Genomic DNA, 21,528 nt, shown 5'->3' with positions numbered 1-21,528 from the left:
TAGCGGGGGGCGCCCGGACCCGTCCTCATCCATGCGGAGGGCAACAGGCCCGCCAGGGAGCGAAGGTGACGATGGATGTCCAGGAGCAGGAGCGTTTCCGGGAGTTCGTGGAGACGAGATCGTCGGCGCTGCTGAAGACCGCCGTACTGCTCAGCGGGGGCGACCGGCACGCGGGTGAGGACCTGCTGCAGAACGCGCTCGTCAAGGCGGCGGGACGCTGGCAGCGGATCGACGAGCCGGAGGCGTACGTCCGGCGGATCCTGTACCGGCAGCAGGTCAGCCGCTGGCGGCTGAAGTGGCCGCGGCGCGAACAGTCCTTCGCCGAGCCGCCCGAGCGCGCCGGGTCCGGCGACGGCACCTCCGCCGCGGAGCTGCGCGTCGTGATGCGCGGAGCGCTGGCCAAGCTCACCGCGCGCCAGCGGACCGTGCTCGTCCTGCGCTACTTCGAGGACCTGCCGGAGGCCGAGGTGGCCGCCGTCCTGGGCTGCTCCGTCGGCACCGTGCGCAGCACGACACACCGCTCCCTGGCCCGGCTGCGGGGTCTCGCGCCCGAACTGGCGCACCTCGACCGGCACGACACCGCCGAGCGGCCCGCGTCCCCCGACTTCTCGCCGATGGAGGTACGACCGTGAAGGTGACAGATCTGGTCCGCGAGTCGCTGCGGGAGCAGGCGGACCAAGGGAGCTTCGTGCCGGGGGACTTCGCCGACCGGGTGCTGGCCGTGCGCAGGCGGCGCAGGTCCCGGACGATCGTGGGCGCCTCGCTCGCGGTGGTGACGGCCACCGTCGTGGCGGTGGCCGTACCGGTCCTCGGCCCGGACTCCGCGCACGACGGCCCGCGCCCGGCCAGTGAGCTGCGGAGCGGCGACGTCCTCGCCCACCCCGGCCAGGCACCGCCCCGCGACCTGATCGCCGCGGGCGACACGGCGCTCGCCGCGTACAGCACGAACAAGCGCGTCAAGCAGCCCGACGGCGATGCCGTCCGCACCCGCACCTACCGGCTCCTCGACCAGAAGACCGGCACCTACCGCGAGGACCCCCGCTGGTCCTGGCTCGACGTCGCCCCCGGGATGCGGACCGCCGCCGTCCTGGAACGCGGCCTGCCCACCAAGCGGATCGGTCTGCTGGACCTGATCACGGGCAAGGTCGAGCGCTGGATCCCGGTGGACCACGGGGTCGGCGGCGTCGAGTTCTCCCGCGACGGCAGGAAGCTCGTCGCGACGACGTACGCGGACGACCCGGACAGGCTCGACAAGGACCGGCCGATGAGCGACGGCAAGCACACGGAGCCGGGCCCCGCCGAGCCGAGCAGGACCGGCTTCTACGTCCTCGACGTGGCGTCGGGGGACGGCAGGTGGAGCAAGGTGAAGACGGAGACCGGCGGGTGGGGCATCGAGGACATCAACACCCGCCAGGACTTCGCCTTCAGCCACGACGGCTCCCTGGTCTACACGGGCCTGACCTCCGCGCCGCACCAGCAGTACTACGACTTCGAGGGCCGTGAGCGGAGCACCCCCGCGAAGGAGAAGTACCTGCACTGGTTCGTCGACGCCGGGCTCTCCCCGAACGGAAAGCTCGCCGCCGGTGACTTCGCGGGCGGTACCCGCACCACCGCGACCGAGGTCAACGACCCCCTCACCGGCAAGCGCGTCGCCAAGATCCCCGGCCAGCAGCTCCTCGCCTGGGCCGACGACAAGCGGCTCATCGCCTGGGACATCGCGCCCGGTACGAGCGAATACCGCAACCGTCTCGTCCTCGTCACCATCGGGAGCAAGAAGACCGTCCCGCTCAGCGGCTACCTCCCGTCGAAGGCCGACGCCGCCGGACGCTGGACACCGGTCTTCGCCCGGCGCTGATCATCCCTTGGTATGGATAGCGTCGCCCGGTCCGGGTACTCGGGCCTCCCAGCCAGAAGGGAGGCGGAACCCGTGACCGGGACCATGGGTGAGCAGCCGACGCGCGATCACCAGCAGCACTCGGTGGGAGAGCTCGTCGAGCAGGCCACCGCACAGCTTTCGGAACTCGTACGTCAGGAGATGCGGCTCGCCGGCCAGGAGATGGCCGAGAAGGGCAAGCGCGCGGGCCGCGGTGGAGGGCTCCTCGGAGCGGCCGGCGCGATCTCCTACATCGGGCTCATGGCGCTGGCGGCCACAGCGGCCGCGGCGCTCTCACTGACCATGCCCGTGTGGGCCGCCGCCCTCATCGTCACCGGCGTGCTGTTCGCCGTGGCCGGGGTACTCGCCGCGCTGGGGCGCAAGCAACTGGCCCGCGCGGCGCCCCCCGTGCCGCAGAAGGCGATGGACAGCGTCAGGGCGGATGTAGACGAGATCAAGGAAAGGGCCCACCGATGACGGACACCCCGAAGGACGCCACGAGCACGGGTGCGAAGGGGCCGGACGAACTGCGCCGGCAGATCGACGAGACCCGCAGCAACCTGGGTGAGACCGTCGAGGAGCTGGCGGCGAAGGCGGACGTGAAGACCCGCGCCCGGGAACGGGCCGCGGTGGTCAAGGGTCAGGTACAAGGAACGGCGGCACAGGTGAAGGACAAGGTGACGGAACAGGCGGCGCGCGCCAAGGGCAAGGCCGCCGACGAGGCGGGACACGCGAAGACCGTGACGGCCGAGAGCGCGGCACGCGCCAAGGACAAGGCGGTCGAGGGCGCGGCCCGGGCCAAGGAGGCCGTGCTCGACGGCAAGGCGCGCGCGGAACAGCACCCCGCCGTGGTCCAGGCCGAGGAGAAGGTGGCCGAGGCCGCGCGCCGGGTGCAGGAGGGCACGCCCGAACCCGTACGGGCCGTCGCGAACGGCCTCGTGACCAGCGGGCGCCGCCGCCCTGGGGCGTTCGCCGCGGCGGGTGCGGGCCTCCTGCTCGCCTACGTGGTGCTGCGCCGACGCAAGGGGGGCCGGTCATGAGCGGGGTCCAGGTCCTCTACAAGCCGCTCGGCCTGGCCTTCGGCATGGCCGGCGGTGCGCTCGCGGGCGCGCTGTTCAACCGCACCTGGAAGGCGGTGGCGGGGCAGGACGACGCGCCGGACGCGCACGACGAGGAACGCGACTGGGGCGAGATCCTCGCCGCGGCCGCGCTGCAGGGCGCGATCTTCGCCGTCGTCAGGGCCGCGGTGGACCGCGGCGGCGCGATCGGCGTGCGGCGCGTGACGGGCCGCTGGCCGGGCTGACGCCGACAGACGGCGACACCACCGGAGCGCCGGGGAGCCCGCGTTGACGGCGCCCGGCGCCCGGAGGAAGCTCGGCGCATGGCCTCGACGCAGCACCATCCGTACGCGCGCTACGTCGCGATCGGCGACAGCCAGACGGAGGGGCTCGGGGACGGCGACGAGGAGCACGGCTACCGCGGCTGGGCCGACCGGCTCGCCGAGCTCCTCGCCGCCCGCAACCCGGGCCTCAGGTACGCCAACCTCGCCGTGCGCGGCCGCCGCACCGCGCGGATCAAGGCGGAGCAGCTGGCTCCCGCCCTCGCGCTGAAGCCGGATCTCGTGACCGTCATGGCGGGCATGAACGACCTGGTGCGGCCGGGCTTCGACGCCGCGCACGTCGCCGCCGACGTCGAGGAGATGTTCACCGCACTCACCGCGGCGGGCGCGCGGGTGGCCACGGTGACCTTCCCGGACATCGGGCGGGTCTCGCCGCTCGCACGGCGTGCGCTGCCCCACGTCCTGGAGCTGAACGCCCGGATCCGCGCGGCCGCCGACCGCCACGGCGTGCTCGTGTTCGACACGTTCCCGTACCGCATCACCACCGATCCGCGGCTGTGGAGCGGGGACCGCATGCACGCCAGCCCGCTCGGCCACGCCCGGATCGCCGCGGGGATGGCGGACGTGCTCGGGGTCACCGGGCACGAGAGCTGGCTGAGCCCGCTGCCGCCGCTGGCCCCGGTCTCCGTGCTCGGCGCGGTGACGGCGGAGGCACGGTGGTTCGCGGGGTTCATGGGGCCCTGGCTGTGGCGGCGGGTGCGGGGGCGCTCGTCGGGCGACGGGCGGGCGGCGAAGCGCCCGGCGCTCGCGGAGGTGGCGGTGGCGGTGGCGCCGGCACGCGAGCACCGCGGGGCTTGACTTCAAGTTCGGTTGAGGTAGGAGCGTTGTGCTTGTCCCCGCCGGGCCCGGCCCGGTGCCGGGGGCGACATCGACAACGACAGCCACAGCGACATCCACCTCGACCGAGACGGACGGCCCGCCATGCCCGCGACCCCCACCCTCAGCACCGGAACCCTCCCCGACCCCACCCGCCGCGACGCGGGACTCACCTTCATCAGTACGTGGAGCACCGGTTCGCCCGAGCGGCAGCGAGCCACTCTCGACGCCATCGTCAAGGCCTGGGAGACCCGCCCATGGCCGCACGAGGGCCTCCTCTCGTACACCGTGTACGCCGGTTCCGACGGCTCGACGGTCCTGCACCACTCGCAGTGGCGCGACGAGGAGGCCTACCAGGACTTCTTCGCGAGCGCCGGGAACGGCAGGGACGCCAGGAACGCCGACATCGACGCGGCCGTCCCGGGCATCGACCGGCTCGGCCTGAACAAGACGCGGCTGTACCGGAGTTGGACCGACGGGCGGGGGCGCGAGGGGCGCGAGCCCGGCGCGATCGTGATCGTGCAGGTCGACTTCGACGGCCCCGACGCCGACCGGCAGCGCGCCTGGGTGGACGGGGTGGTCGAGGCCCTGGACAGCGGGCCCGCAGGCACCGAAGGTTTCGGGCTGTACGCCGCGCACTTCCACGTCAGCACCGACGGCAGGCGGGTCGTCAACTACGCGGAGTGGGCCAGCGAGCGGGCCCACATCGACGCGCTCGCCTCGCCGGGCGACGGGGTCGGCTCGCCCACGCCCGAGTGGCGGCGGGTGCGGGAGTTCCCCGGCGTACGGGACGACTCGGCGGTGGCCCGGTACCGGTTCGCGTACAACTTCGTACCGAGCAAGGCGTAGTTTCCCGGCGCCGTCCTGCCGACGGCTCCGCCCCGCCTGGACAGTGCGGGGTGGCGGCGGGACGGTGGGAGTATGCGGGGCGTCATCACATGAGCGGCGGCGACAGGCCGGACCGGGACAGGGCGGACCGGAACAGGCCGGGCCGGCGCAGGCCCGGCAGGGGACGGACCGGCCGCGGTCGGTCCGACGGCGGCGGCCCCACCGACACCGCCGGAGCAGCCGGAGTCACCGATCCCGCCGATGCCGCCGATGCCGCGGAGGCGGGCCGCACCGGCCTGGCGTTCGAGATCGTCCGGGAGCTGGAGGTCGAGGGATCACCCGCCCGGCTCTGGGCCGCCCTCACCACCGGCACCGGCGGCTGGCTGTGGCCAGTGGAGTACGAGCCCCGCGAGGGCGGCGCCGCCCCCTCCGGCGGCACCGTCACCCGCTGGGACCCGCCCCATCGCCTCACCGCCCGCGTCGAGGACCCGGACCGCGTGCCGGGCCAGACCCTCGACGAGCTCGACCACCTCATCGAGCCGCGCGACGGCGGGCGCCGCTCCTGGCTGCGCCACGTCCACAGCGGCGTCTTCACCGGCGACCGGGACGCGCGGTACGACGGCCTGGTCCAGTGGACCGACTTCCACCTGCACACCCTCGGCCAGTACATGGCGTACTTCGAGGGCCGCCCCGTCACCTTCTCGGCCGCCGGCGGCCCGCCCGCCTCCGGCGCCCCGGACGCCTTCGGCAGGCTCGCCCGCGCCCTCGGCCTGCCCGACGACGCGATGGACGGGGCCCGCGTCCGCGTCCAGGCCCCCGGCGGCGAACTGGACGCGGTGATCGACTTCCGCAGCCCGCACTTCATCGGCCTGCGCGCGGACGAGACGCTGCACCGCTTCTTCGGCCGCGGCCGCTTCGGCGCCCGGGTCGGCGTCAGCGTCCACGACTTCGGCGCGCACGCGGACGCCAAGCGCACCGAACTGGCGTGGCAGGACTGGCTGCACCACCTCTACGGCTGACCGCCTCCACGGCCGGTCGCCTCCACGGCCGACCGCTGTCACGGTTGGCCGCCGGGCACCGTCAGGGGCGGAAGCGCAGCACCTGCGGGTCGTGGTCGCTGTTCTGCTCCGCGAACTCCGCGTTGATGTGCACGCTGTCGTAGCTGAAGTCGTCCGCGTCCCCCACTCCCGGGCTGGTCAGGATCTGGTCCAGGACCTGGGAGTTGCCCTGGTAGACGTACGAGTAGCGCTCGCTCCTGGGCAGCGACCTGATGGCCGCGCGCAGCGCGCCGCCGTCCTCCAGGGCCTTGGTGGTCGCCGAGAACTCGAAGTCGTTGATGTCCCCGAGCACGACCACGTCGGCGTCGCGCCGCACCGCGCGGATGTCCTTCACGAAGCCGTTCACGGCCTGCGCCTGCTTGAGCCGCTTGGCCTCGGAGGAGCGGACCGGCGGCTGGTGGTGCGAGGTCAGCCCCTCGTCGCCGCCCTTGGAGCCGAAGTGGTTGGCGATCACGAAGACCGTGCGGCCGCGGAAGACGAACTCACCGGCCAGCGGCTTGCGGCTGTCCGCCCACGCGTCGTTCAGCGGATCGACGCGCCCGGGGGAGTGGCTGAGCGCGGGCCGGCCCTTCTCCCGTACGACCTCCGTGGGCGTCGTCGCGTCGCCGGGGGCGCGCTCGGTGAAGGAGACGCGCTCGGGGTTGTGGAGGAAGACCTGCCGGATGTTGCCGCCGGGCTCGCCGCCGTCCTTGTTGTTCTGCGGGTCGACGGAGTGCCACGCGTAGCGCGGCCCGCCCGCGGCGACGATCGCGTCGGTGAACTTCTTCAGCGTGGCGTCCGCGGAGACCGTCCCGTCGTTCTTCGCGCCGTTGTCGTCCTGGATCTCCTCCAGGGCGAGGATGTCGGGCGAGGCGAGGTTCGTGACGACGGCCGAGGCCAGCGCGTCGAACTTCTGCTGCGGGTCGCCCGGGTCGAGGTTCTCGACGTTGTACGTGGCCACGGCGAGCTCGCCCTTGGCCTGCCGCCGCGTCTTCTCGCGCGCGAGGCCCTTGCCGGCGACGCCGCCGAGCTCGCGGGCCACCAGGGTGTAGCCGCCGAACTGGTTGAAGTCCAGGGGGCCTTCGGCGCCGCCGCGCAGCACGTCACCGACGTCCGCCTTCGGGAAGGGCTTCTCGGCGACCGGCGCGAGCTGCTGGATCTGGAGCCGCCCGCCGTTCTGCGCGTCGTACGAGCCGTAGACGGTGCCGCCGCGCCTGTTCCGGTTCTCGTGCTTCTTCACCGTCACCCACAGCTCGTTGTACGCGTCGGTCGCGCCGACGACGCGCGAGCTGCCGACCCGTACGTTCATGCCCTCCAGGGACTCGTACAGGTCAAGGGCGTACGAACGGGGCTTCAGCGGCAGCGCGTTGATGCTGCCGCCCCGCGCGGGGTCACCGGCCGGGGCGTACGCGGCGGGCACGGACTTCGCGCCGATCGTGACGGGCGCGGGCAGCGGGTTGCCGGACGACTCCACGGTCACCGTCGGCTTCGTGATCTGGGTGAGGGACTGGTTGCCGGATCCGGCGCCCCCGGGCACGTACTCCGAGACCGTGCCGGAGACCCGGACCGCGTCGCCCGTCCGCACGGTGAGCGGCGCCGAGCCGGTGAAGACGAAGACCGCCTCGCTGGTGGCCGGGTCGGCGTCGGCCGCGCTGTCGGCGGACTGGATCCAGAAGCCCTTGGAGCCGTACCCGCGGACGCCGGTCACGATGCCCGCGACGTCCGTGACCTGCTGTCCCGCGAGGGGTGAGACGCGGGTGGTGCCCTGGATGTCGTGGACGCGGACCTCGTCGGCGGACGCGGCGGAGGACGAGACCGCGAGCAGTCCCGCCGCGAGGGCGACGGCGGTGACGGCACTGACGGCGGCGGATCTCGGTATCTGGGGCATCAAGGAACTCCGGGTGAGGGAAGACGGTGAGGGAGGAAGAGAACAGCAGGAAGAAAACAGCAGGCAGAGAACTGCAGGCACAGGGCGCCCGGACGGACGCTCTACGCGCGTCAATCTCTTGCCTGACCAGGGGAGTTGTCAAGGTTCTCCGGGTGCCCATTCCCTGTACGTCTTCTGACAGGGACATGAACCGGGCGGCATGGTGCCAAATCCGTCTAGGCTTGCCCCTTGCCGATCCGTACTCCCGGCGCCCCGCACCCCCGGAGGAGAACCAGCCGATGTCCGTAAGCCCCGCCACCCTGCCGCCGGTGCTGCTGCACTCCGAAGCGGAACTCGCGCGGGCCGCGCTCGCCACACCGCTGCTGTCCCGCGCCGTCCGGCTCGCCCGCTGGGCGGGGCCCGGCACCCGGGTCGGCGCGGGCGGCGAGCTCGTCGACGCACAGCTCCCGGCGGCCGCGGCCGAGCTGGGCCTCGAAGCGGAGGGCATCGACGAGGAGGACGTGGCCGCGTACACGAGCGAGGCCTGGCGGGTCGCGGTGGACACCGGCCTCGTCGAGGTCACGGACGCCGAGGAGGAGGGCGGGGAAGGCACCGTCACCCAGGGTGAGGACCTCGCGCTGCTCTCCGCGGGCGGCCCGCAGGACGTCCTCGGCGTCTGGCTCGGCGCCCTCGACACCGTGTACGCGGACGCCACCGTGCCCGACATGGAGAACCTCCTCGACGTCCTGGAGGAGAAGGGCGAGGTCGACTTCGCCGAGCTCGGCTGGGACCCGCAGGCCGAGGCCGACTTCCTGGACGGCGTCCTCGGCAACCTCTACCTGCTGACGGTGGGCGACGCCGCGGGCGGCGAGGGCCCGGTGCCGCTGCCCGCGCTCGCCGCCTCGATGATCGTCCCCGACGACATGGGCGAGCCCACCGACGACGTCCTCGAACAGGTGTCGGACGCGATGATGAAGCTCGACGACCAGTTCCGGCTCTTCGAGCCGCTCGGACTCGTCGAGTACCAGCCGGTCGACGAGGCGCTCATGGCCGACGCCGACGAGGACACCACCGAGGGCCCGGTCCCCGTCGACGAGGAGGACGTCAGCCGCTACGGCATGGTCCGCCTCACCCCCCTCGGCCTGTACGGCGTCCGCGCCCGCATGCTGGAGGCCGGGGTCGACGCGCCCGCCGTCGGCGACCTCGCGGACAAGGGCGCCGACGTGCTGCTCGACGGCACCTCCGGCTTCCCGCAGCACGCCGCGCAGGCCGAGATCGAGCAGTGGCTCGCCCGGCACGAACCGCTGGACGCCGCACGGGAGCTGCTCGCCGCGGCGCGCGGCGGCGACGAGGGCGCGCCGCTGCGCAGGCTCCGCTGCCAGCAGGCGCTCTCCCTGGTCGGGAACGAGGCGGAGCCGGCGCTCCGCGACGTCCTCGACGACCCGGAGCTCGGCGGTCTGGCCCGGGTGTGGCTCGCCGAGCACGGTGCCGCGGACGTGCCCGCGCCGTCGGAGGCGCTCATCTTCTGGCTGACCATCGACACGCTCGCCGCGCAGCTCGCCGCCGAGGGCAACTCGGACGAGCTGCAGGGCCTGGTCGAGGGCCTCGCGGAGCAGCACAGCGGCTTTTTCGCCACGGCGTGGCGCGTCGAGCACCCCGCCACGGCCGACGTCCTGGACGCGATGGGGCGCCTGCACCCCGACAAGAAGGTGGCGAAGGAGGCCCGCAAGGCGGCGTTCAAGGCGCGGAATATCTAGCCCGTCCGGCGATTGAGGACGAGCCCGAAGGGCGATGACAGCACCCCGGGTGGGCCCAGCAGTGCGGGCCCACCCGGAATCCGCTCACCCCGCCGGAGGCGTCTCGTACCGCGTCGTGTGCTTGAACGACGACGTGGCCCCGTCGAACCCGTACGTGCCCCGGTACGCCGGAGGATTCTGGTACTCGCCGACGATCGTGATCGTCGTCGCGCACGAGCCCTGCCCGGCGCGCTTCGCGTCGAGCCGCATCGTCTCGCCGATCGAGCCGCCCGTGATGTCCCACGGCGCGCCGCAGATACCGGACTTGATCTGCCCGCCCGTCACCACGTGCGGATAGGTGGTCGGGTTGTACTTCACCTCGATGGCGAACGTGACGGCGCCACTGTGCAGCGTCAGCCTGCAGTCCGTCGACAGAGCCTCGGCCGACACGTCGGCGGCCGGCGCGGCGAACGCCTCGTCGCGCGTCTTGACCTCGGCGCCCTGCGGATTGTGGAAGCGGTGCTCCGCCGTCCGCGACTGGCCGCCCTTCTGCTTACGTGCCTGAGAGGTCATGGAAAACCCTCCTTCCGTCCTGACCGTCAGGCCAGCAGCTCGGCGATCTCCACGCGCAGCAGCGCGCGGACGTTCTCGATGTGGTTGACGATGGTCGCGACCGACGAACCGGCGAAGAGCAGCCCCACCGCGACGTCGTCCTGCGAGGTCACCAGCGAACCGGAGTCGCCGCCCGCCGAGATGTTCGTCGTGACGATCTGGTCCTTGAACCGGGCCGTGCCCGCGGTGCCGTAGTTCACGTCGACCGTCGCGTCGACCGCGATGATCCGGCCGAAGCTGATGTTCGTCGTCCTGCCGGACTTCTTCACCAGGTCGCCGACGGCCACGTTGGCCTTGCGCCGCCAGGCGCGCGGGGCGCCGCTGAAGTACTGCTCGCGCGTCGCGTCCTGGAAGTCGACCGCGCCGAGCGCCGCGTCCACCACGTTGTTGTGCCGCTCCAGCGGGATCTGCGGGGCGAACTGGATGGTGATGAACCGCTCCAGCGTCGCGATGCGGTCCGCCGGGTCCTGCCCGCCGTCGAAGACGCCGGGCTGCACGATCGCGCTGCCCAGCTGCGCCCGGTTGGAGTCGGCGAGCACGTGGTTGTTGGAGAGGATGTAGAACTTCGACGGTGTGCCGAGACCGGCACCCGGCGGGTCGACGGAGGCGCCGGGCAGGAAGTCGTAGACCACGCTGCCGAGCGTGCCCGCGGTCACCCGGACGTTGCCGACCGAGAAGCCGGAGGGGCACGGGCGCATCCGCCGCTTGAGGAGCTGCGGCTCGAACGCGCCGCGCCCTGCGAGCTCTTCGAGCTGTGGCTGTCCGAGGCCCGCGAGCTGTTCGCTGACGCTGCCGTCCGGGCCGTACGTGACCGACGCGCGGTCCTCGGCGCGCCGGCCGCCGGGCCTGCTCTGCTGGCGCTGCGCCGCGATGTGGCCGATCGCGACGACGTCGGTCGGGGTGCCGTCGTCCATCTGGCGCGGGACGACGTCCCGCTCCGGGAGCATGGACTCCGGGACCTTCTGGGTGACGAACACGATGACCGCGGGCTCGCCGGTGGGCTCCCCGTCGCTCCACTTCACGCCGTGGCCGAAGCCGACGACGTTGGACAGCGGCTGCTGGGGCCGCAGGAAGTCGGACATCGCCTGCTGACGGGAGCTGTCGCTCAGCTGACCGCCGGTGGGTCCTCGCATCAGTTCGGGCTGGCTCACCACGCCAGACCACCTCTTCCCCTTTGAAGGGTGGGGGTTCCGGGCCGCGCCGGGGCATCGCTCCCGCTACGTCCCGCCGTCCTGCGCGTCGATCTCGCCGATGGCGATCACGCGTACGGGGACACCGTCGAGCGTGTCCGGAACCAGGTCTTCGTCACGGAGGCGGTCGCGGGGCACTCGGTGGGTGACAAAGACGACGATCACGTCCTGACCCGAGTGCTCGTCCTTTCCGATGCCGACTCCGGTGACATTGGCCAGCCTCATCAGCCGGCCCTCATGGAGGCTGCGTGCCTGATGTGCGTCCACTCGGCTCGCCTCCCCGTGCGGGTGGTGCAGCTCTGCACGTGGTGATGTCTATTGCGGTGTGCATCGCGGGTCAAGGTGTTCTGCGGTGATTCTTCGCTTTACGGGCGATCCGCCCCTGTTGACCTTGTCATGAAAGGAGGCAGGAAAGGAGGCCCCTCGGCGTCGGGCGGCGTTCAACCGCCGTTTATGCGGGGGCGGGACGGTGGCGCCGACAGCAGCCCGGCCGTCCGTACCGTCTTCGCGTCCTCAGGAGAAACGATGTCGCTCACCCGCAGGGATTTCGCCAGACGCTCCGCGCTCACCGGTGCGGGGGTCGCCCTGGCAGGCAGCGTCGGCGCGCTCGCCACCGCGCCCGGCGCCCTCGCCGCGACGGAGGTCGAGGAGGCATCCGACGCCGACGCCGTCGGCCACGGCCACGGGGGCCACCACGGCCCCGGCTACGGCCCCCTCCTGCCCGACCCCGAAGGGCTCCTGGCGCTCCCCGCCGGATTCTCGTACCGCGTCCTCACGCACAGCGGGAAGACCAAGCTGGAGAGCGGCGAGTTCACGCCGTCGAACCACGACGGCACCGCCACCTTCCGCGGCCCGCGCGGCACCACGCTCCTCGTCAACAACCATGAGCTCGGCGGCCCCCGCAGCAAGTGGAAGCACCCCGTACCGCTCACCGAGGGCCTCGTCTACGACCCCGCCGCGGCCGGCGGCTGCACCGTCGTCGAGGTCCGCCCCGACGGGCGGGTCGCCGAGTGGGTCGGCATCGCGGGCACCGCCACCAACTGCGCGGGCGGCAGCACCCCTTGGGGCACCTGGCTCACCTGCGAGGAGACCGAGGACCGGGCCGGCCAGAACGGCATGACCAAGGACCACGGCTACGTCTTCGAGGTCGACCCCCTGGATCGCCGGGCCAACCGCGCCCCCAAGCCCATCAAGGCCCTCGGCCGCTACGCCCACGAAGCCGTCGTCGTCGACCCCGAGCGCGGCCACCTCTACCTCACCGAGGACGCCTCCAGGCCGAACGGCCTCCTCTACCGCTGGACCCCGCCCCGCGGCTTCGCGCACGGCCGCGGCAAGCTGCGCACCCTCGCCGACGACGCGGGCGTCCTGAAGGCCCCCAAGTGCTTCGACTCCGGCGGCCGCTTCGTCGACGACCTGTCCCGCGCCACGAAGATCGGCACGGTCTATGGCGTCGACTGGGTCGAGGTCCCCGACCGCGACGCGCGGACCGTGCCCGTGCGCGAACAGTTCGACGACGGCGACATCACGCGCGCCCGCAAGCTCGAAGGCATGTGGTGGGGCGACGGCGGCGTCTACATCGTCGCCTCCTTCGCCCGCGACGAGAGCCCCGTCCCGCACGACGGACAGGTGTGGTTCTACCACCCCGGCCGCCGCACCCTCACCCTGAAGGTGCTGCTCGGCGTCAACAAGGACCCCGGCAAGGACGGCGCCTTCGACGGCCCCGACAACATCACCGTCTCGCCCTACGGCGGCCTGGTCATCGCGGAGGACGGCGACGGCATCCAGCACCTCTTCGGTGCGACGGAGAGCGGCCGCACGTACCCGATCGCCCGCAACGAACTCAACGCGGGCACCGCGGAGAAGCCGGAGTACAGCGAGTTCACCGGCGTCACGTTCTCGCCCGACGGCAGGACCCTGTACGCCAGCATCCAGACGCCCGGCATCCTGCTCGCCATCACGGGCCCGTGGAAGCGGCAGCGGCGCTGACCGCGTGACGCGCTCTGTCACGCGGTCCGTCACGCGTTCCGTGGCGTGTTCCGTGGCGCGTTGACCGCCCGCAGGGACGAGGTGCCGACCCTGGCGTACCAGCCGTCGGCGTCGGCGGCGAGCCAGGTGACGGCCTCGTCGACGGGCCACTCCTCCAGCGTCCTGCCCGTACGCAGACTCAGCGCCCGGCACACCTGCCCGGCGGTGACATAGGCCGTGCCGCCGCCTATGGCGGGCGGGCAGCGCGCGATGGCGTCGAACGACGTCCGCCACAGCTGCCGCCCGCCACGGCCGTCACCACGGCCCTCGCCACCGCTCCCGGTGAGGTCGATGGCCTGCAAGGTCCTGGCGTCCAGCCAGTTCAGCAGGATGCCGTCCCGGGCGACCGGGCCGCGCCGGCCGCCGCCCGGCAGCGTCGGCCAGCCGGTGTCGAGCCCGGCGGTGGGGTGGCTCCACAACCGCTTGCCGCTCTCGGGACTGAACCCGACCAGATCCTCCCCGCCGACGAGCAGCAACCCCGTACCGGAGGCGTACCCCAGGGCCGTGACACCGCTACCGCTCCCGCCCCCGGCGGTCAGCCCGAGCGGCTCCCTGCGCAGCCGCTCGCCGGTCCGTACGTCGATGAGATGCAGCTCGCCCGTGTCGCCGAGAAGGCCGAAACGGTCGCCGCCTCGGCCGCTTGGCGCGGGGAGTGTGACCGGCGCCGTGCGCGCCTGCTGGTCCTTCCCGAACGCGGTGTACGTCCATGCCTCGCGGCCCGTCACCGCGTCGAGGCAGAACACGCGGGGGTCCTGCGCGCCGGTGTCCGGTACGAGGAGCACCCTGCCGCCCGAGACCGCGGGTGCCCGCCAGTCGCGCGTGTCCTCCTTGCGGCGCGTGCGGGGGGAGCCGCCCTCGGGCAGCGTACGCATGCGCAGTACCCGGTCCTGCGACGCTCCGCCGCCGTCGTCCAGCGTGACGAGCCGCCCGCCCGCGACGGTGAACCACTTCACGGCACCGCGCCACGGCTGCTCGGGCCGCCACGGGTCGCCGCTCTCCAACTCGTAGCCCCTGTCCATGAGTTCGGGGGCGATCAGCAGCGACCCGCTCAGGACACCCCAGAGCGGTTCGCGGGCGGCGTCCGCGGGAGCCTTGTCGTACTGCCAGCGGCTCGTCCCGTCCGTGGCGTCGACGGCGCGCACCAGCCCCTGTGTGGTGAAGCCGCTCCTCGGCCCGTGCACCAGGACGGTGTCCTCGGCGAGCAGCGCGGCCTCGATGCCACCGCCTGTGCCGCCCGCCTCCCCCAACAGGGCCCACCGCTCACGCCCGGCCCGCCCCGCCCCCTTCCGCAACACGGGCCCGCCCTGCTCCCCCTCCGCCCCCGACCCCCTCTTCGGCACCCGAGCAACGGCCCACCCGGCAACCCCGGCAAGCCCCACCCCTCCGGCAACAAGCAGGGCACGACGGGCGAGGGGGCGGGGATGGGGGTCGGGGTGGGGGTGTTCGGTTCGGGGGGAGGGGGTGGGTGGGGGTGTGGGGCGTGGGTGGGGTTCGGGTGGGGTGTTGCTGGCGGTGTGAGTGTGGGTGTGGATGTGGGCGGGGGCTGGGGCATGGGCGCCGGAGCTGGTGCGGCTGCCGGTGCTGCCGCGCCCGCCGCCGCTGTCGCTCGCTTTGCGTGCGGCCCCGCTGTCGCTGTTGCCGGAGCCGCTCTTCCTCCCGCGCCCGCCGCTGGCGCTGCCGGAGCCGGTGCTGCCGCGCCCGCCGCCGCTGCCGCCGCCGCTGCCGCCGCTGCCGTCGGCGGAGCCGGTGCGGCTCCCGCTGTCGGTGCTGCTGCCGCTGGCGTGCCCGCCCTTGCCGCCGCCGTCGCTCGCTTTGCGTGCGGCCCCGCTGTCGCTGCTGCCGTAGCCGGAGCCGCTCTTTCTTCCGCGCCCGCCGCTGGCGGTGCCGGAGTCGGTGCTGCTGCCGCGCCCGCCGCTGGCGCTGCCGGAGTCGGTGCTGCCGGCGCTGGCGCTGGCGCTGGCGCGCCCGCCCCTGTCGCTGCCGCTGCCGTTCGCTTCGCGTGCCGCCCTGCTGTCGGAGCCGGTGCTGCTGCCGCCCCTGGTGCTGCCGGTGCCGTTGCTCGTCTCCCCGATGGCCTCGTTGTCGGTGCGGCTGCTGGCGCCGTCGTTCGCTTCGCTGGCGCCCCCGCTATCGGTGCTGTCGCCCGTGGCGGTGCTGCCTGCGTCACCGCTGCTGGCACCCCCACTGTCACTCTCGCCCGCCTCACCAGCGATCAGCGACCGCAACGGTTCCTTCCGCCACCACAGGGGCCCGTCCGGGGCAGCGGTGCGGGTCAGTATCTGTGTCACGGAGGGGCGTTGGTGCGGGTCCTTGTTCAGGCAGTCGGCGACGAGGGCGCGCAGGCCTGCCGACTCCGGGACGCCCACGAGGTGGGGCTCCTCGTGCGTCGCGCGGTAGAGGAGGACGGCGACGGGGCCCGAGCCGAAGGGCTGTTCGCCCGTCGCGGCGAAGGCGAGCACCGCGCCCAGCGCGAACACGTCGGCGGCCGGCCCGACGTCACCCCCGGCGACCTGCTCCGGTGCCATGAACCCGGGCGTGCCGAGCATCGATCCGGCCTGGGTGAGACCGAGCTCCCCGGCGGCACGGGCGATGCCGAAGTCGATGACGCGCGGACCGTCGGCGGTCACCAGCACGTTGGACGGCTTGAGGTCGCGGTGCACGATGCCCGCCGCGTGGATGCTCCCCAGGGCCTCGGCGAGGCACGCGCCGAGCGACCGCACGCCCGCCGCGCCCAACGGCCCGCCCGCGGCGACCGCGCGGCGCAGGGTGACCCCCGGCAGGAACGCCGTGGCGAGCCAGGGCACGGGGGAGTCCGGGTCGGCGTCGAGCACGGCGGCGGTGTGGGCGCCCGTGACCGCGCGCGCCGCGGTCGCCTCGCGCCGGAACCGCTCGCGGTAGACCGGGTCGGCGGCGAGGTGTTCGTGCACGGTCTTGACGGCGACGAGCCGCCCGCCGGGACTGCGCCCCAGATAGACCTGCCCCATGCCCCCGGCCCCGAGCCGCCGCACGATCCGGTGCCCCCCGAGCCGCCGCGGATCACCGTCCAGGAGTGGGGTCCCCGGCATGAGGGGAGCCCCGCTCATACGGCACCGCCGCCGTGAGGAAGGCGCCGCGTCCACCACCCGCGTCCGCGCCGAACGCACCTCGTCCGGGCGCCCGGTCCCGAAGCCCACCCCGCGTGGGCCCGCTGTGGGGCACCGGATGCTCCGCGGGGCGATGCGGGCGATGCGTGCGTGGGGGGCCGGGTCATGTCCGGGGCGCCTTCGGGCCGCGGAGCGTGTGCAGGGTGCGGCCCGCGCAGACGTGGAACAGGCCGTCGTGCGCGGCCGCCAGCTTCATGTCGGACGCGGGGGCGACCGGCGCCGCCCAGGAGGCGTCACCCGTCCGTACGTCCAGTGCGTACACCCCCCACACCCCCTCGCCCGAGCCGCCCGGCTCCGGCCCCGAGACCAGCACCACGCCGTCCGACACCACCGGCACACCGTCCTCCACGTCCCGGAAGCCGGGGCGGGACCACCGCCTCCTGCCCGTACGGGCGTCCAGCGCCTCGACGCCGTCCGGCGAGGACGCGAGCACCAGACCGCCCGTGGCCCGCGCCGCGACGTCCGTGACCGCGCCCGCGGGCCGGTCCCACACGGTGCGGCGGGTCGCCAGGTCGACCGCCACGATCCGCTCCTCCGACGCGAAGTAGCCGACCCCCTCGGCGCCGGGGTGGGCCTGCGGGCGGCGGGCGCCGTTCGCGACCTCCCGCTCCACCGTGCCGTCGGACGCCTTGAGGACGACCAGCGGATCGTGCCGCGCGTACCGGTCCGTGCCGGGGGAACCGGAGCTCCGGGACGCCGTGGCCACCGCTATCCGGCCGCCCGCGTCGTCCACGCCGATCACCCCCGCCGCGCGCCCCTCGTGGAACCACAGCTCGTCCCCTGTACGCGCGTCGAACCCGTACGCCCGCCAGGGCCGGTCCAGCGTGCCGCGCCGCTCCTGCAGGGTGTCGTACGAGGCGTAGGTGAGGAGGCAGGCGACGCCGTCCGCCAGGGCGAACAGGCCGTTGCCGCCCTCCAGTTCGCTCGGGGGCGGGTCGAGAGGGCGGGGCGGCCGGTGCGGGTTGCGCGTCAGGACGCCCGAGGTCCACGCCTCCCGGCCGCCGGCCACGCGCAGCACGATCAACTCGGGTTCGAAGAGGCTGTCCCGGAGTACGTAGACCAGGTCGCCGCGCGTGTCGACGCTCCGCAGGTCCTCCTCCGGGTAGGTCCAGCGGAGCGTATTGGTCTCCGCGTCCAGCCGGACGAGCCCCTTGTCGTCGAGTACGTAGAGGTCCTTGCCGCTCCGCAACAGGGCGCCGCCATACTCCACTTCACCGATCTCACGGCTCCAGATCACCTCACCGGCAGGCGGGCGGGGCGTGTCGTCGCGGCGCGCGGCGCCGGACGTGCCGCCGCTGCCGCCCCCGCCGTTGAGGACGACGGCCGCCGTCGTGCTGCCCACGGCTGCGAGCACCCCGCCACCCCAGGCGAGGAGGCGACGCCGGGAGGTACGGCGCGCCGGTGGAGGTGGAGTGTCGCGCTGGACGGCCGAAGGCGGAGGCGACCCGTCGGCGGGGCCGGGCCCGTAGCCGGGGCCACGGGACGGAGGCTCGGCCCGCAAGCCGGGATCCGACGGTTCGTGGCCGGGGCCGGGGCCGGGGCCGGGGCCGGGTTCCGGCGGCACCGGACGGAAGCCCGCGCTCGGCGGCTCGTGGCGGAGGCCGGGGTCCGACGGCTCGGTGCCGGGGCCCGCCGCTGCTCCATGGCCGAAGTCCGGGCCCGGCGGCTCGTCGCCGCTGGAAGAGGGCGGACCGTCACCCGCGGCGCCCCGCCCCAGCAGCTCCGCGACCTTGTCCTCCTGGCGGCGGATCAGTCCGGCGATCGGCTCCTGTTCCCACCACGGCTCGTCCGGCGCCCGCTCGGCGCACCAGGCGAGGACCTCCGCGACCGTGGGCCGGCCGGCGGGGTCGCGGGCCAGGCAGCGGGTGAGTAAGGCCTCCCAGGCGGGGTCCGGCACGCCGAGCAGGTCCGGGTCGTCGTGCAGCGTGCGGTGCAGGACCTCGGGGGCGCCGCCCGAACCGAAGGGGCCGCGTCCGGTCGCCGCCACCGCGAGGACCGCGCCGAGCGCGAACACGTCGGCGGCCGGCCCCGGCGGCCGCGCGTCCGCCGCCAGCTGCTCGGGGGCGATGAAGCCGGGCGAGCCGATGGCCTCGCCACTGGCGGTGAGGCTCTCGTCGGCCGCGCTCTTGGCGATCCCGAAGTCGATGACCTTGGGGCCGTCACGCGTGACGACGACGTTGGACGGCTTCACGTCGCGGTGCACGAGCCCCGCCGCGTGCACCGCCGCGAGCGCCTCGGCCAGCGCGGCCCCCAGCGCGGCGAGCTCGGCGGGCCCGAGCGGGCCGTGCGCGGCCACCGCCTTCGGCAGGCCGGGGCCCGCGCAGAACTCGATGGCGAGCCAGGGCTGTTCGGCGTCCGGGTCGGCATCGAGCACGGCGGCGGTGTACGGACCGGTGACCGACCGCACGGCGGCCGCCTCACGGCGGAAGCGCTCGCGGAACTCCGGCTCCGCGGCGAGGTGCGCGTGGACCGTCTTGACGGCGACCGGCCGCCCGGACGCGGACCGCGCGAGGTGGACGCGGCCCATGCCGCCCTCGCCGAGCAGCGCGACGATCCTGTACCCGCCGACCTCCACGAACGCTCCTTCCGGCGGCCCCCGCGGGCCCTCGGGACGACAGGACATCTGACGCTGACGGTCTGTGCGACGCCTGTGAGGCATCGTACGGTTGCGCTGCACGGCGGCTGGGGCCGCTGCATTGACCTTTGCGGCAGCTCTTCCGGTGTGTGATTTTGGGGTGTTTAACTCTTACGGGTGATCTTGAGTGGTTCCCCGTGTGGGGATCGGGAGTGCAACTACCTTTCGGTCATGGCCAAGTTGTGCGAGCACTGTTCGGCCCCGGTGAAAATGCGGCGGCGGCGCTTCTGTAGCAATCGGTGCAGCCTTCAGGCGACCGCTGAGCAGCGGGCTGCTTCGAAGCGGCGGCCGAAACCGGTATGCCCTCAGTGTGGGAAGCCCATCCAGAACCGAGGGGCCGAACACTGCAGTAGAGAGTGCGCCAACGTCACCCGGAAGCAGGTTGCTTTGGCGCGGCGTGGAGCTGCGGCCCCCTGCCGTCGGTGTGGCTCGACAGCCCGCAGCGCCAGATCCAATGGGCCCTACTGTTCGTGGGCGTGCTTCAACGAGGATCGCTATGAGAGGACGGGAACGTTCGCCAGGTGGTTCGAGGCCTGGCGGTCGGGAGGAGTGAGCGGCACACGGGAGGACGGCAGTCCCGACTGGCGTGTTCGCCAAGCCCTTGTCCTCTTGCGCGGCCAGAGATGCGAACTGTGCGGCTGGAACAGGACCAACCCCGTGTCCGGGCGGGTTCCACTTCATGTGGACCACATTGACGGCGACCGATCCAGGAACCGTCCCGAGGATGTCCGCCTGCTGTGCCCGAACTGCCATGCGCTCACGCCGACGTACCAACACCTGAACAACCCGAGGGTCAGTCCCATCCGGGAGAAGGCGAGCAGACGGTACAGAGACGTATGGCTGAACCAGAACTGAACTGCCCGGCCAAGGGCTACCGCTTCGGCGACATCCTCAACCTCGTGCACGCGGCGCCCGACCCGGCCAAACCCTGGCAGGGCCCCCTGTTCCGGTACGCGCTCGACCGCCGCCACCACCCGGAGACCGCCGTGCCGCCCGAGGGCGCGCGCGTGCTCGCCGCGCACCGCGAGCTGATGGCGCTGCCCGTCGCGGAGCGGCGCGCGGTGGTCACCGGCGCGGGCGGCGCCGAGCGGCTCGCCGCCGCGGGCATCACCTGGGAGGCGCTCGCGGGATGGCTGCAGGGGCCCATGGACAAGGCGGCCTGGGAGGCCGTGATCCCGTCGATGGGCGCCATGGCCCTCGTCCGCAACCTGCGGAACTTCGACGAGGCGGGCGTCTCCGACGAGGTCGCGGCGACCGTCGCGGCCAGGCTCGCCGACCCCGAAGCGGTCGCGACGTCGCGGCAGTTTCCCTTCCGCTACCTCGCGGCGTACCAGCACGCGCCGTCGCTGCGCTGGTCGTACCCGCTGGAGCAGGCCCTCGGCCACTCCCTCGGGAACGTGCCGTCGCTGCCGGGCCGGACGCTGATCCTCGTCGACCGGTCGGGTTCGATGTGGTCGCCGCTGTCCGACCGCTCGCAGCTCAACCGCGCCGACGCGGCCGCGATCTTCGGCACGGCGCTCGCGCTGCGGGCCGCCGACGCGGACCTCGTCCAGTTCGGCAGCAGCAGCGCGCGGGTGAAGTACCGCGCGGGCGAGTCCGTCCTGAAGATCCTCGGCCGCTTCGGCGACCTCGGCGGCACGAACACCACCGAAGCGGTGCGCCGCTTCTACAAGAAGCACGACCGGGTGCTGATCGTCACCGACGAGCAGGCGGCGTACAACTACCACGGCGACCCGACCGAGCAGGTCCCGGCGGACGTCCCCGTCCACACCTGGAACCTGGCGGGCTACCGCGCGGGCCACGGCGCCTCCGGGCAGGGCAACCGGCACGTCTTCGGCGGCCTCTCGGACGCGGCGTTCCGCACGGTGGGGCTGCTGGAGGCGGGAGCCGACGCCGACTGGCCGTGGGTGGCCGCTCGATAGGCGTCACCGTACGTTTCCGTAAGGGTGCGGGCCGTCACGACCGTACCCCGTTCGGGTCGTCCGTGACCGGGGTTTGTGTGTCTGTTCCATACCGATGTGAAAGCGGTGTGAGCTCAGAGCATGGTGCGTCGGGTGTCCGGGGGCGCATACTTCAGATATGACGAGGCCCGCCGGCTCGCGCCGCCACCTGCCGAACAGTCCCTTCAATGTGCCTGCCCCGCCCGCCCCACCCGTAGAGCAGTTCGCCGTGGGTGACCGGGTCTCCCACGACCAGTACGGACTCGGGAGGATCGTCGGTGTCGAGGGCGAGGACGCGGTCGTCATCGACTTCGCAGGCCGTCAGGGACGGTTCCTGAGTCCCTACCCGAAGCCCGGTCGAGGATGCGCTGCCAGACCTCATGGGCGGCGCCTTCGCCTTCGAATCGCCCGAACTGCACGAAGTTGG

At 73.3% G+C, this 21,528-nt stretch carries 16 protein-coding genes and 3 pseudogenes; 12 read left to right on the top strand and 7 right to left on the bottom strand.

Features of this window, described 5'->3' with window-relative positions:
- Positions 1-71: 71 nt before the first annotated feature.
- The 8 genes from AB0H82_RS22715 to AB0H82_RS22680 all read left to right on the top strand — a co-directional run bounded on the left by AB0H82_RS22715 (position 72) and on the right by AB0H82_RS22680 (position 5,935).
- Positions 72-632: a SigE family RNA polymerase sigma factor gene (locus AB0H82_RS22715; protein ID WP_362995605.1), complete on the top strand. Its 561-nt coding sequence runs from the start codon at positions 72-74 to the stop codon at positions 630-632.
- A complete protein-coding gene (locus AB0H82_RS22710; RefSeq protein ID WP_362995438.1) occupies positions 629-1,855 on the top strand; it encodes a WD40 repeat domain-containing protein in 1,227 nt (408 codons plus the stop codon). Before AB0H82_RS22715 ends, AB0H82_RS22710 begins: the two co-directional genes overlap by 4 nt.
- A gap of 72 nt (positions 1,856-1,927) precedes the next feature.
- On the top strand, positions 1,928-2,350 hold the full coding sequence (locus AB0H82_RS22705; RefSeq protein ID WP_362995436.1) for a phage holin family protein: 423 nt from the start codon (positions 1,928-1,930) through the stop codon (positions 2,348-2,350).
- Positions 2,347-2,913: a DUF3618 domain-containing protein gene (locus tag AB0H82_RS22700; RefSeq protein WP_362995434.1), complete on the top strand. Its 567-nt coding sequence runs from the start codon at positions 2,347-2,349 to the stop codon at positions 2,911-2,913. Before AB0H82_RS22705 ends, AB0H82_RS22700 begins: the two co-directional genes overlap by 4 nt.
- Positions 2,910-3,176 (top strand): DUF4235 domain-containing protein, encoded by a 267-nt coding sequence (locus AB0H82_RS22695; protein ID WP_362995433.1) that lies wholly within the window; start codon positions 2,910-2,912, stop codon positions 3,174-3,176. The genes AB0H82_RS22700 and AB0H82_RS22695 overlap by 4 nt, the downstream gene beginning before the upstream one ends.
- Before the next feature lie 78 nt (positions 3,177-3,254).
- On the top strand, positions 3,255-4,070 hold the full coding sequence (locus tag AB0H82_RS22690) for an SGNH/GDSL hydrolase family protein (RefSeq protein ID WP_362995431.1): 816 nt from the start codon (positions 3,255-3,257) through the stop codon (positions 4,068-4,070).
- A gap of 123 nt (positions 4,071-4,193) precedes the next feature.
- Positions 4,194-4,937 carry an antibiotic biosynthesis monooxygenase gene (locus AB0H82_RS22685; protein WP_362995429.1) on the top strand — a complete coding sequence of 248 codons (744 nt, stop codon included), beginning with the start codon at positions 4,194-4,196 and terminating at the stop codon, positions 4,935-4,937.
- 89 nt (positions 4,938-5,026) lie between these two features.
- Positions 5,027-5,935, top strand: coding sequence for an SRPBCC domain-containing protein (locus tag AB0H82_RS22680; protein ID WP_362995427.1), 909 nt, complete (start codon positions 5,027-5,029; stop codon positions 5,933-5,935).
- Positions 5,936-5,996: 61 nt separating this feature from the next.
- On the opposite strand, the gene AB0H82_RS22675 is transcribed toward AB0H82_RS22680, so the two are convergent.
- The gene (locus AB0H82_RS22675; protein ID WP_362995425.1) at positions 5,997-7,841 is read right to left on the bottom strand and encodes an endonuclease/exonuclease/phosphatase family protein; all 1,845 of its coding nucleotides are present in this window, start codon (positions 7,839-7,841) and stop codon (positions 5,997-5,999) included.
- Positions 7,842-8,119: 278 nt separating this feature from the next.
- Here AB0H82_RS22675 and AB0H82_RS22670 point away from each other — a divergent pair, with 278 nt between their 5' ends.
- Positions 8,120-9,577, top strand: coding sequence for a hypothetical protein (locus AB0H82_RS22670; RefSeq protein ID WP_362995423.1), 1,458 nt, complete (start codon positions 8,120-8,122; stop codon positions 9,575-9,577).
- An 84-nt stretch (positions 9,578-9,661) separates the two neighbouring features.
- Here the strand turns inward: AB0H82_RS22670 and AB0H82_RS22665 are convergent, their stop codons facing one another.
- The 3 genes from AB0H82_RS22665 to AB0H82_RS22655 form a co-directional block, all read right to left on the bottom strand.
- On the bottom strand, positions 9,662-10,129 hold the full coding sequence (locus tag AB0H82_RS22665; protein ID WP_362995421.1) for a hypothetical protein: 468 nt from the start codon (positions 10,127-10,129) through the stop codon (positions 9,662-9,664).
- 26 nt (positions 10,130-10,155) lie between these two features.
- The gene (locus AB0H82_RS22660) at positions 10,156-11,319 is read right to left on the bottom strand and encodes a hypothetical protein (protein ID WP_362995419.1); all 1,164 of its coding nucleotides are present in this window, start codon (positions 11,317-11,319) and stop codon (positions 10,156-10,158) included.
- A gap of 66 nt (positions 11,320-11,385) precedes the next feature.
- Complete coding sequence (locus tag AB0H82_RS22655; protein WP_362995417.1) at positions 11,386-11,583, bottom strand: hypothetical protein; 198 nt, start codon at positions 11,581-11,583, stop codon at positions 11,386-11,388.
- A gap of 300 nt (positions 11,584-11,883) precedes the next feature.
- Here AB0H82_RS22655 and AB0H82_RS22650 point away from each other — a divergent pair, with 300 nt between their 5' ends.
- Positions 11,884-13,344 (top strand): alkaline phosphatase PhoX, encoded by a 1,461-nt coding sequence (locus AB0H82_RS22650; RefSeq protein ID WP_362995415.1) that lies wholly within the window; start codon positions 11,884-11,886, stop codon positions 13,342-13,344.
- A 29-nt stretch (positions 13,345-13,373) separates the two neighbouring features.
- Here AB0H82_RS22650 and AB0H82_RS22645 read toward each other — a convergent pair whose 3' ends face one another.
- On the bottom strand, positions 13,374-16,448 hold the full coding sequence (locus AB0H82_RS22645; RefSeq protein WP_362995413.1) for a protein kinase: 3,075 nt from the start codon (positions 16,446-16,448) through the stop codon (positions 13,374-13,376).
- Positions 16,449-16,629: 181 nt separating this feature from the next.
- On the bottom strand, positions 16,630-19,101 hold the full coding sequence (locus AB0H82_RS22640; protein ID WP_362995411.1) for a protein kinase: 2,472 nt from the start codon (positions 19,099-19,101) through the stop codon (positions 16,630-16,632).
- A 923-nt stretch (positions 19,102-20,024) separates the two neighbouring features.
- Between AB0H82_RS22640 and AB0H82_RS22635 the strand changes: the two are divergent.
- Positions 20,025-21,083 (top strand): annotated as a pseudogene (locus AB0H82_RS22635) (TROVE domain-containing protein); the annotation flags it as partial.
- A gap of 157 nt (positions 21,084-21,240) precedes the next feature.
- Positions 21,241-21,453 (top strand): annotated as a pseudogene (locus AB0H82_RS22630) (CarD family transcriptional regulator); the annotation flags it as partial.
- On the opposite strand, the pseudogene AB0H82_RS22625 reads toward AB0H82_RS22630, so the two are convergent.
- A pseudogene (locus AB0H82_RS22625) lies at positions 21,413-21,528 on the bottom strand (histidinol-phosphate transaminase); the annotation flags it as partial. The pseudogenes AB0H82_RS22630 and AB0H82_RS22625 overlap by 41 nt on opposite strands.

It is taken from the genome of Streptomyces sp. NPDC050732 (assembly GCF_040654255.1).
Taxonomy (GTDB): Bacteria; Actinomycetota; Actinomycetes; order Streptomycetales; family Streptomycetaceae; genus Streptomyces.
Note: the sequence above shows the minus strand (reverse complement) of the source record. Positions and strands in the feature narration are given on the sequence as shown.